At 70.5% G+C, this 10,840-nt stretch carries 8 protein-coding genes; 6 read left to right on the top strand and 2 right to left on the bottom strand.

The features are described 5' to 3' along the window. From ACWGH4_RS22005 to ACWGH4_RS21995, 3 genes are all read left to right on the top strand, one after another. The coding region (locus ACWGH4_RS22005) for a carbohydrate ABC transporter permease (RefSeq protein WP_453463431.1) at positions 1-930 on the top strand (930 nt) is incomplete at its 5' end. Further along, positions 927-1,805, top strand: coding sequence for a carbohydrate ABC transporter permease (locus tag ACWGH4_RS22000; protein WP_453463428.1), 879 nt, complete (start codon positions 927-929; stop codon positions 1,803-1,805). The genes ACWGH4_RS22005 and ACWGH4_RS22000, both read left to right, overlap by 4 nt. Before the next feature lie 127 nt (positions 1,806-1,932). Further along, positions 1,933-4,803: a carbohydrate binding domain-containing protein gene (locus tag ACWGH4_RS21995; protein WP_453463425.1), complete on the top strand. Its 2,871-nt coding sequence runs from the start codon at positions 1,933-1,935 to the stop codon at positions 4,801-4,803. A gap of 73 nt (positions 4,804-4,876) precedes the next feature. Here the strand turns inward: ACWGH4_RS21995 and ACWGH4_RS21990 are convergent, their stop codons facing one another. After that, positions 4,877-6,184: an enolase C-terminal domain-like protein gene (locus ACWGH4_RS21990; RefSeq protein ID WP_453463422.1), complete on the bottom strand. Its 1,308-nt coding sequence runs from the start codon at positions 6,182-6,184 to the stop codon at positions 4,877-4,879. Then, positions 6,177-7,418 (bottom strand): AGE family epimerase/isomerase, encoded by a 1,242-nt coding sequence (locus ACWGH4_RS21985; RefSeq protein WP_453463420.1) that lies wholly within the window; start codon positions 7,416-7,418, stop codon positions 6,177-6,179. Before ACWGH4_RS21985 ends, ACWGH4_RS21990 begins: the two co-directional genes overlap by 8 nt. A 104-nt stretch (positions 7,419-7,522) precedes the next feature. On the opposite strand from ACWGH4_RS21985, the gene ACWGH4_RS21980 reads away from it, so the two are divergent. From ACWGH4_RS21980 to ACWGH4_RS21970, 3 genes are all read left to right on the top strand, one after another. Continuing rightward, positions 7,523-8,497 carry a LacI family DNA-binding transcriptional regulator gene (locus ACWGH4_RS21980; RefSeq protein ID WP_453463417.1) on the top strand — a complete coding sequence of 325 codons (975 nt, stop codon included), beginning with the start codon at positions 7,523-7,525 and terminating at the stop codon, positions 8,495-8,497. A gap of 114 nt (positions 8,498-8,611) precedes the next feature. Continuing rightward, a complete protein-coding gene (locus ACWGH4_RS21975) occupies positions 8,612-9,418 on the top strand; it encodes a 6-phosphogluconolactonase (RefSeq protein WP_453463414.1) in 807 nt (268 codons plus the stop codon). Continuing rightward, a complete protein-coding gene (locus ACWGH4_RS21970; protein ID WP_453463411.1) occupies positions 9,415-10,554 on the top strand; it encodes an N-acetylglucosamine-6-phosphate deacetylase in 1,140 nt (379 codons plus the stop codon). Before ACWGH4_RS21975 ends, ACWGH4_RS21970 begins: the two co-directional genes overlap by 4 nt. The last annotated feature ends 286 nt before the right edge of the window (positions 10,555-10,840 follow it).

Below are 10,840 nucleotides of genomic sequence, written 5' to 3'. Positions count from 1 at the left end.
GCGCCAGTGAGCGCGCAGACCGCCAAGGCCGGGACGATCCCGGAGCGCGGAAGTCCGGGCCGACCGTGGTGGCGCTCCAACGCCGCGCTCGCCGGCTACGTTTTCATCCTCCCGTACGTGGTGTTCTTCCTGGTCTTCAGGATCATCCCGACGGTGATGGGCACCGGGCTGAGCCTGGCCAAGTACCGCATCAGCGGCGATGTCGAGTTCATCGGCATGGACAACTTCGTCAGGCTGTTCCAGGACCCCGTGTTCTGGAACAGCCTGAAGGTGACCGCCTATTACACGGTCCTCGCGATCCCGCTCAGTCTCGTGGTCTCGCTCGCGATGGCGACCCTCTGCGACCGGACGCTGCGCGGGATGAGCGTCTACCGTGCGGTCTTCTTCCTGCCCGTGGTGACCAGCACCGTGATGTCCTCGATCATCTGGGTCTGGATCTTCAAGAACGACGGCCCGCTCAACTGGCTCTCCGGGCTCCTGGGGCTGCCCGCGGTGAACTGGCTGCAGAGCGAGAGCATGGTCATCCCCGCGCTGGCCGTGGTGAGCGCGTGGAAGGGCTTCGGCTACAACATGCTCATCCTGCTGGCAGGCATGCTCGCGATCCCCAAGGAGTACTACGAGGCGGCCCATGTGGACGGCGCCAAGTGGCGCCACCGGTACCGCCACATCACGCTCCCGCTGCTCAAGCCGGCCCTGTTCTTCGTGCTTGTCCTGGAGATCATCGGCTCGTTCCAGGTGTTCGACACCATCTACGTGATGACCGGCGGCGGACCGGTCAGGGCGAGCTATTCGCTGACTTACATGATCTACGACCAGGGCTTCGGGTACTTCGACTTCGGCTACGCCAGCGCGGCAGGCGTGGTGCTGCTGGTGCTCACCCTCATCACGTCACTCGTTCAGCGCCGTCTGATGAACAAGGGCCAGTCATGACGTCACTCGTCCAGCGACCCGCAGAGATCCGGACCACAGAAGCGCGGCCTGCCCGCCGGCCCGAGCGCCGCAGGCGCCGGCCCGATTGGATGCACATCCCGCTCTTCCTGTGCGCGCTTGTCACGTTCTTCCCGTTCTGGGCGATGGTCGCCCTCGCGCTGCAGCCGGGAAAGAGCATCGAGATGCCGGGCTCCCTGCTCCCGAGGGATGTCTCGTTCGCGGCCCTGTACGACGCGCTGAGCAGCGACCGCGTGCTGGGCTGGGCGGCCAATTCGGCCGTCTACTCGCTGGTGTCGGTGGTCCTGGTACTGCTCTTCGCCTCGATGGCCGGCTACGCGTTCGCCAAGAAGCGGTTCATGGGGCGCGAGCTGATCTTCTGGGTCTTCGTCGCCATGCTGATGGTGCCGGGACACCTCACCCTGATCCCTCAGTTCATTCTGGTCTCCGAGATGGGCGGACTGGACTCGATGTGGGGACTGATCGTCCCCACCATCGCCAACGCGCAGGCCATGTTCCTGATGCGCCAGTTCATCCAGGACATCCCCGACGAGCTGATCGAGGCCGCCCGCATCGACGGAGCCGGCGAGTTCCGGGTCTACTGGTCGATCATCCTGCCGCAGACCAAACCGATCATGGCGACCCTGGGCACCTTCGTCTTCCTGTGGCACTGGAACGACTTCCTGTGGCCGCTCGTTTCGCAGCGCAGCCCCGACAACTACGTGCTCACCGTGGGCCTCAACAGCCTGCAGACACAGGACACCCCGCTCGCCACCACCATGGCCGCCGCGGTGGTCACCTTCATCCCGACGGTCCTCGTCTTCATCTGCCTCCAGCGGTTCTTCGTACGCGGCGTGATGATGAGCGGGCTCAAGTAGGGCGTCGGCGACGGCCCTTCGGCACCGCGGGATCCAAGGAGATGAGACGACGGCCGATCGACAGACAGGGAGAAGGAGCATGGCCAAGCCCGTACGACGATGGCATCGCTTCGCCCGAGGCCCGGCGGTGACCGCAGCGCAGGCGGTGCTCACCGCACTGGCACTGCTGATCGCACCGACGGCGGCATCGGCCGTCTCTCCCGCACCGCCCGGACCCGCCGGGAAGAACCTGCTGGAGAACGGCGGATTCGAGACGGTCGGCGAGGACGGCCTCCCCGTCGCCTGGTCGCCGCTCTGGCCCAGCTCCGTCAACTACTTCCAGATCGTCGGTTCCGACGCGAGCGAGGGAGCGCGCAGCCTGCGCGTCCTCGACGCGAGCCCGACCGCAGGTGCCGGCTTGCGCGCCGACGCGGCGCCGGTGGTCCCGGGAGAGACCTATGAGTTCTCGATGGACCTGAACCTTGACCGCGGCGTGCTGCAGCCGACCGTCTACTTCTTCGACTCCTCGGGCAGCAGGCTCTCCCAGCCGTGGGAGGTCGTGGAACCTCAGGCCGGCACCTGGCAGCGCGAGGCGGTGCAGTTCACCGCGCCCGCCGGTGCGGCCCGCGCGGAGCCGATCATCTACTCGAGCTCTGTCGGCACGGTCGACGGTCTCGTTGACGATGTCGCCTTCAGGATGGCGGAGCCGGACGAGGAGCCGCTGCCGCCGCGGGGGACCGAGGAGGAACTCGGCCGTCCGATCAAGGGAAGCACCAACGCGGGCGCCGGATACACCACCGACGCGAACGGGCGGAAGATCGGGATCTTCGTCGGGGGAGGCAGCCCGTCGGAGTTCAGCGCCGTGGACATCCTCACCGGGGAACGCCTGGCGAGCCGGACGCTCACGAACACGATCATGGCCTGGTCATTCGTGACCGCACCGGACCGCAGCGTCTACTTCGGTACCCAGACCGGCGGCGAGGTGTGGCGGTTCGATCCCGACCTGCTGTCCCTGGAGCTGATCGCGAGCAAGCCGTTCGGCCAGACCCACCTGTGGTCGGCGACGCTCGACGACCGCGGCAGGCCCGTGTTCGGGACCTACCCGGGCGGCAAGGTCATCGCCTACGACCCCGGAACCGGCGACTGGCAGGACTACGGGCGGCAGGCCGAGGGCAACATCTATGTCCGCAGTCTGACGGCCGACGGCCACCACATCTACGCGGGAGGCGGTTCGATCAGGGCCACACTGACCCGGCTGGACACCACGACCGGCGAGATCACACAGATTCCCCTGCCGGCCGGCCACGTGTCGGACACCTTCACCTATGACGTGAGCGTGGCCGGCGACCTGCTGTTCGCCCGGCCCACCCCTTCCAATGAACTGCTGGTCTACTCGCTGACCGAACAGCGGTGGGTGGATTCCGTGCCGGAGGTGGTCGGCCTGGCCGTCTCGCCCGAACTCAGCACCCGGGACAGCGGCACCACCCGGCGAGAGGCGCTGATCGTGCCGATCCAGGGAGCGGTGATCGCCTACGACCTCGACACCCGGGAGCAGCGCCGGATCAGCATGGGCCTGGGCGGAGCGGCCGCACGGGGCTGGGCACTGATGGAACTGGGCACCGACGGCTTCCCCGGCGTCTCCGCGGTGACGGCGACAAGCAAGGGAGTGTTCCACGCCTGGAACCCGGCCACAGGGCAGACCTCGGCCGTCGGGGGCGACGTCGTCCCCACGCCGTACCTGATCCGCTCGATGACGACGGGGCCGGGCGGTGACGTCTTCGTCGGCGGCTACGGATCCCCGCCGGGAATCGCGAGGGTGGACGCCGACAGCGGTGCGACCGAGCCGCTGAACGGGGTCGGGCAGACCGAGGGACTGGTCGCCCACGGCGACGACTTGGTGTTCGGCTCCTATCCGGGCGCGCGCATCTACACCTACGACACCACGAAGCCGTGGAATCCGCCGAGCAACCCGGTGACCGGCGCCGGTGCCCTGCAACTCGGGGAACACCAGGACCGGCCGATCGGCTGGGCCGACGCCGGGGACGTGGTCGCCATCGGCTCCATGCCCGACTACGGGCTGCTGGACGGGGCGCTGTCCCTCTTCAACCCATCGACGGGCGACCTTCAGGTCTTCCGCAACGTCATCGCCGACCAAACCCCGCTGGCCCTGGCCCACCGGGACGGTCTGATCTACGGCGGCACGGGCATCTGGGGCGGCATCGGCGTCGAGCCGACCACGAGCGAAGGCAAGCTCTTCATCTTCGACCCCGCCGCCGGGAAGGTGGTGTTCGAGACCGTGCCCGTCCCCGGAGCGCAGAACGTCTCGGCACTGACCTTCGACGACGAGGGCAACCTGTGGGGCTTCACGGCGAACGAACTCTTCAAGTTCGACCCCGAACAGCGCAAGGTCGTGCTGACCAAGAAGTACTTCGGCGTCGACGACAGCAAGATCTACGCCACCGGGCGCGAACTCTTCTGGCACCAGGGCGAACTGGTCGGCACCTCGACCGGCCGGATGTTCCGGATGGACCCGCGGTCCCTGGAGATGACGGTCATTCAATCCGGGGTTGCCAACCCGGCGATCGACCGCAACGGCTCCTTCTACTACAACCGCGGCAGCATGCTGTACCGCTGGATACCGGAGAAGGGTCCCGCCCGCCCGGCCTGCGACCGGACCCTCACCGGACAGCACGCGAACCTGGTGCTCGAACCGGGGACGACGTGCCTGGTCGACGGCGAGGTCGCTGGGCGTCTGCATCTGGGCGCCGGTGCGGGAGTGGTCGTCGAGCGGTCCGTGCTGGGCGGAGGCGTCACCGCCGAAGGGGCGGACGACGCGTGGCTCGACGACTCCTACGCCTTCGGCCACGTGTCGATCACCGGGACCCGCGGCACCACGGTGGTGTCCGGGACGACGGTCCGGGGCGGACTGGCCTGCTCGGGCAACGTAGAGCCGCCGACCGATCTCGACCGGCCGAACACCGTGCGCGGTGAGGCGTCGGGGGAGTGCACCCGGCTGTGACCCGCACGGCCGGCACCAGGGGCGGAGCCCGTCTGGCTCCGCCCCGTTCCGTGGAGGCCGCCGTCCCACGGGGTCAGTAGAGGCCGGCACCGGGCTCCGGCAGGCTGATCGCGCCGTCCCGGACGGTCGTCAGCAATGGATGCCGCGCGGCAAGGGAGTCGTTGCCTCTCGGCGCATACTGCCGGCTGTTGTACTCCAGGTGCACCGAGGAGAGGTCGAGCAGGCTCGCCAGCCGGGCGGAGTGCGCGAACGCGGCGTCGACCGCGGTCAGGTCCTGGACGGTGACGAACAGTCCGTGGGCGCGGGCGAAGGCATGGGCGAGCAGAGCGGGGGTCTGGCCCTTGGCTGCCTTGACGACGAGTCCGGACCAGCCCCGCCGGACCAGCTCCGGCAGGACCGTGAGGTCGTCGAGCCCCTCGTCGAGGAGGACCGGCTTGCGACGGCTCTGTTCGCGCAACAGGGCCGCGTTCGGCCGGCTTTCCCGGGGAAAGGGCTGTTCGACGTATCCCACCGCCTCGTACGCCGCCGGTGCGGTTTCCTGCAGACGGTCGAGCATCCCGGCAAGCTCCTCCGGGCCGGCGCAGCCCTCGTTCGGGTCGACCGCCAGGCAGGAGGGGGTTGGGCCGACCTCGGCTGCCACCCGGTGGACGGCCGCGATCCGGTCGGCGTCCGAGGCCGGGTCCGTGCCCGAGACCTTGACCTTGATGTGCCGTACGCACTCCTCCCGCAGCCACCACTCGAGCGACCGTGAGCCGCCGGGATCCCCCTTGCGCAGGGGGTCCGTCACCCCCACGACGTGCTGGACCGGCAAGCGCCGGCGCCGACCGGTCAGGAACTCCCCCGGATACCGGCCCGTGAAAGACGGACCAAGATGGGCGCCCAGGTCGTGCCGCAGATGGTCCCGCGTGTACATCGTGTGGGCGGGGCGCCCGGCCGCGCTCGCCCAGGCGTCGTGCAGCGCGTTGTCCACGGCCCCGAGGGCCAGTGACGCCGCGAGCCCGGGGACATGCTCGCCCGTCCCGCATTCGGCGGCGGCCTCCGCGGCCGCGGCACCGAGCCCGCTCTGCAACCGGGTCCAGTGCGCGATCGGGTCCGCGGCCACGCCGTGGGGGACGGCGCGCACGAGCCGTTCGACCAGCCGGCGCAAGACGGCGTCGCGCACCAAGACGTCGAGCCCGGAATCCGGCCACGACCACGGGACGGACAGGACGGAGGCGCCCAGGCCCCGGCCCACGGCGCCGCGCCGGTCAGTGGCGACGACGTCGACGACGGCGAGTGTGAACCAGGAGATGGCCCGGCCGCTGATGACGAAGGGGTGCCGCAGGTCGATCCGCCGGAACCGGGCCTGCGCCTCCACGACCACGATGTCCGTGTCAGCCACGGGTCCGCTCCCCGGTGCTCGCCGACAACTCCACCAGCTGCATGAGGTTCCGGGCGATGTGGAACGGGTCCTTGACCGGCAGTGCCACGACCCGGTCCAGGGGACGGCCTGCCCGGTCCCGGATCTGTATCCACTCCTCGCCCTCCTTCCTGCCGGGGAAGGTCGCGATCGTGTAGTCCCAGATCCGCTCGGCCCACTCGGCGCACGCCGCGTCGCCGTACCGGCGCGCGCCCAGCGCGGTCGTGTAGGCGGCCTCGGTGTGGACCCACCACAGCTTGGTGTCCCAGGTCGCGGCGACCAGGTCCTCGTACGTCGAGCCCGTGGTCGTTCCGCGGGGAGCGACTGGACCCTTCGCATCGACGTACCGGAAGAGGCCGCCATGGCGAGGGTCCCAGGCGGAGCGGCAGAGCACGTCCACACTCTCGAGCAGCTCCGGGGCATCCTCTTGATCCCCCGTCAGCTCCGCTGCCTCCAGTGCCACCCAGATGCCCTCGATCGCATGGCCGGGCACCCGGTGCCTGGCCACCAGCGAGTTGTCACCGGACTTCGGGGAGACGATCTCGGTGAAGGTCCCGTCGGGGTTGCGGTGTGACAGCATCGCCTTACGTGCGGCGGACAGTTCGGCCACGTCCTCCTCCTTCAGCAGGCCCAGGCGCGCGCGGGCGCGGGCGTGTTCCAGGCGCGTGTTGAGCAGGATCATCCGCGGGCCGAACGCGGTGTGGCCCGCCGGGACCGCGTACGGGGGCGTCGCGGCCCGGCGGGCAGTGATGTCGGCGGTGGCGCGGCGCAGTACCGGCTCGGCGGCCTCGAGCCAGGATGGGGACGAGGTCGCCCCGGCCAGCTCGGCCAGCCCCATCACCACGAAGCAGTCGGCATAGACGCTCTGCGTCTCGCCGGTCGGCCCGCTTTTGGGGACGCCGCCCGCGTCCACGACGAAGTGGCAGGTGCCGTCCGGGCGGATCGCGTGGTCCACCAGGAAGTGCGCGCCTTGGACCGCGAGGCGTTCCATGAGACCGGCGTCCAGGCCGAGGAGCCCGGCGCGGGCCATCCGTGCGGCCCGGGCCAGCAGCCAGACCAGGCGGCCTTGGGACCATGTGAACTTGTCCGTCGAGACAAGGGTGCGGCCGCGGTTGTCGTAGCACGTGTGGAACCCGCCCCGGTCCCGGTCCGGGCCGCGTTCCAGCCAGTACGGCAGGACGACGCGCTCCAGTTGTTCCCGCGCTGCGGACGTCATACGCAGACCTCCCGAGGTGCAACCGATTGCAGTACTGGTAAGTACAATAGTGTCTGTGCGGCTGCGCGGGTGCCGGATCGGTGGAAACGGAATGTGGAGGCGGAATGAAGCAGGCGACGATCTATTCGATCGCCCAGATGTGCGGTGTCTCCGCCGCGACGGTCTCGCGTGCCTTCACTCGGCCCGAGGTCGTCAACCCCGAGGTGCGGGAGCGTATCCATGCAAAGGCGCGGGAGCTGGGCTACCGGCCCAACAAGGCGGCCCGCGGGCTCGCGACCGGCCGGACGGGAACGATCGGGCTCCTCGTCCACGACATCACCAATCCCTTCTTCCCGCCGCTGGTAAGGGCGGTCCAGCGGGCGGCGGCCGAGATCGAGGCCTCCGTCATGCTCGTCGACGCGGAGGAGAGCCCCGCAGCGGAGATCGGACTGATCAAGCAGCTCAAGGGGCAGGTCGACGGGCTGGTGATCGCCTCACCGCGCTCTTCCTCCGAACTGAAGGCGGCCGCGGAGGGACTCCCGGCGGTCGTCGTGAACCGGAGGATGCGCGGCTTTCCGGCGGTTGTGTGCGACAACACCGCCGCACTCACCGCAGCGGGCCGGCACCTGGAGGAACTGGGCCACCGCAAGGTCGCGTTGATGGGCGGACCCTCGGCGTCGTGGGCTGCCCGGCAGCGGGCTGCCACCGTCCGGGCCTGGGCACAGGGTACCCGCGTCACGCTGGTGGAACTCGGGTCCTTCGCGGCGTCATTCGAAGGCGGGCGCGAGGCGGCCCGTGCGCTGGTGGGGACCGGGGCGACCGCAGCCTTCGCGTTCGACGACCTGATGGCCTGCGGAGTGCTGAGTGGTCTGGCCGAGGCCGGCGTCCAGGCGCCCGCCGGGTGCAGTGTCGTCGGCTGTGACGACGTGCTGCTCGCCCGTGCCGTGACGCCCGCGCTCACCACCATTACCGCGCCCATGGACCGGATCGGGCAGGCCGCGGTCGAGGCGCTGCGCAGGTGCATCGCGGGGGAGCAGGTCAGGGACGTCCGGCTGGAGGGCACGCTCACCCTGCGCGGCTCGACGGGCCGCCCGGCCTGACGCCCGGCCTGACGCTCGGCCGGCCACCGGAAGGGGCCCCCGCCCAGACTCTGTTGACCCTGCCTGCGACAGCCCTTAATGTCGCTGCAACCGATTGCAGAGAAGGGTGGGACGATGAGTCTGCCGGAAGGATCGGACAGGGTCGGCGTCGGTGTACAGGTGCGCGTCTCCCGCGACGCTGCCGCGACGGGGGAGGCCGCCGGAGGCGAGGCGGCACGGATCGTTTGCGCGGCCGTCGCAGCAAAGGGGGAGGCCCGCGTCCTGTTCGCCTCGGCGCCCTCCCAGGAAGAGATGCTGGCCGCGCTGCTGAGCAACCCCCTGGTCGACTGGAACAGGGTGCACGCCTTCCACATGGACGAGTACGTCGGCCTGCCGGCGGCCAGCCCGCGGGCCTTCGGTGCCTGGCTCGAAGAGCGACTGGCAGCTGCCCGGCCGGGGCGGTTAGAGCGTATGAGGCCCGACCCCGAGCCCGCTGCGGAGGCGTCCCGGTACGCGGCACTCGTCCGGGCGGCGCCGATGGACCTCGTCTGCATGGGGATCGGCATGAACGGCCACATCGCGTTCAACGAGCCCGGAACCGCCCGGTTCGACGACCCCGAGACCGTCCGCCTGGTCCGCCTGGACGACACGTCCCGCCGACAGCAGGTGGAGGAGGGGCTCTTCCCCACCCCCGCCGACGTTCCCACCCATGCCCTGACCCTGACCGTGCCCGCGCTGCTCAGCGCCAAGGCGGTGATCGTGACCGTGCACGGCGCACACAAAGCGGCTGCGGTGGCCGCGTCCCTCGAAGGCCCGGTGGAGGCACAGTGTCCGGCGAGCGCGATCAGGACCCACCCGGCGGTCTCCGTCCACCTGGACGCCGCCGCGGCCGGCCGTCTCACACGGACCACTTCGGCGGGCCGCGTCCAAAGCGCGTCGTGACCCGCCTCGACGGCCGGCTGCTCGACGGCCGCGACGTGCTGCTGGGCATCGAGGACGGCCGGATCGCCTCGATCGAGCCCGCAGGCGCGCGACCCGGCCGCCCCCTGCTCCTGCCGGGGCTGGTGGACCTCCAGGTGAACGGCTACGCGGGACACGACGTCAACGCGGACGACGTCTCGGCCGACGCGGTGGTGGAGCTGACCCGTGCGCTCCGGGCGCACGGGGTCACCTCCTACTGCCCGACCGTGGTGACCGCCTCGCGCGAGCGGATCCTCTCGACGCTGCGGACCGTGGCCGAGGCTCGCGAGCGTGAGCCGCTCGTGGCCCGCGCCGTCGCCGGTGTGCACGTCGAGGGCCCGTACCTGGCGGCAGCGGACGGCCCGCGCGGCGCGCACGACGCCCGGCACCTGCGCGACCCCGACCCGGGGGAGCTGGCTCAATGGCTCGCCGCCGTACCCGGCCTGGTCCGCATCGTCACGCTCGCTCCCGAGCGACCCGGCGCTCCCGACTACATCCGCGCCGCGACGCAGGCCGGGATCGTCGTCGCGATGGGGCACACGGACGCGTCGCCGGCACAGGTGCGCGCCGCAGCCCGGGCCGGCGCCGCGCTCTCGACGCACCTGGGGAACGGAACCCACGCCGTGCTGCCGCGGCACCCCAACCACGTGTGGGCCCAGCTCGCAGAGGACGCGCTGACCGCCACGTTCATCGCCGACGGCCACCACCTGCCCGCCGACGCCTTCGTCGCCATGGTCCGGGCCAAGGGCACCGGGCGCGCGGTGCTCGTCAGCGATTCGGTCGCCCTGGCCGGCTGCCCTCCCGGCGAGTACCGCACCCCGGTGGGCGGAGCGGTCACCGTGGAACCCTCCGGCAGACTGCGGCTGAGCGGCACCCGGCTCCTCGCGGGATCGGGCCGGTCATTGCTCGAGTGCGTGAACTGGGTGGTGCGGGAGACACCCTTCACCCTCGCCGAGGTATGGCCGATGGCGTCCGCCCACCCGGCGCGGGTGCTGGGCCTCGCTGGTCGCGGAGCGATCGAGCTGGGGGCGCACGCTGACCTGTGCGTCGCCGAACAGGCGGGCCGTGACGGGCAGTTGCGCCTGCTCTCGACGCTTGTCGGCGGGGTGGAGGTCTGATCGGGCGGGCGTGGGCGCATGACCGGGCGGAGGCCCTGTTCGTGTCAGGTGCCTCGGGGAACAGCGTGAACCGAATCGATCCGGCCGTTCGACCCATACCACTGCCCCGGTTCTCAGGGCGGGTGGTGCAAGGGTGACGCCGGGCTTGTCGGTAGTAGTGGGGCCGCCGCGGGGGTTCATGATGATCCAGCTCGGACGCCGAGAAGTGAGTCGACGACCCTACGAGCGGTGCGCCGGTGACAGCCGCAGGGTGGTGCTGGAGCGGATACGCCGCGGCCCCTTCACC

This window comes from Streptomyces sp. NPDC054847 (assembly GCF_053610925.1).
This window is presented reverse-complemented; position numbering and strand designations above follow the sequence as displayed.

What these genes read in the sequence shown, in the direction of transcription:
- ACWGH4_RS21985 (WP_453463420.1), bottom strand. Translation starts at nt 7,418, where the DNA reads ATGACGTCCGCAGCGCGGGAACAACTGGAGCGCGTCGTCCTGCCGTAC.
- ACWGH4_RS22000 (WP_453463428.1), top strand. Translation starts at nt 927, where the DNA reads ATGACGTCACTCGTCCAGCGACCCGCAGAGATCCGGACCACAGAAGCG.
- ACWGH4_RS21975 (WP_453463414.1), top strand. Translation starts at nt 8,612, where the DNA reads ATGAGTCTGCCGGAAGGATCGGACAGGGTCGGCGTCGGTGTACAGGTG.
- ACWGH4_RS21980 (WP_453463417.1), top strand. Translation starts at nt 7,523, where the DNA reads ATGAAGCAGGCGACGATCTATTCGATCGCCCAGATGTGCGGTGTCTCC.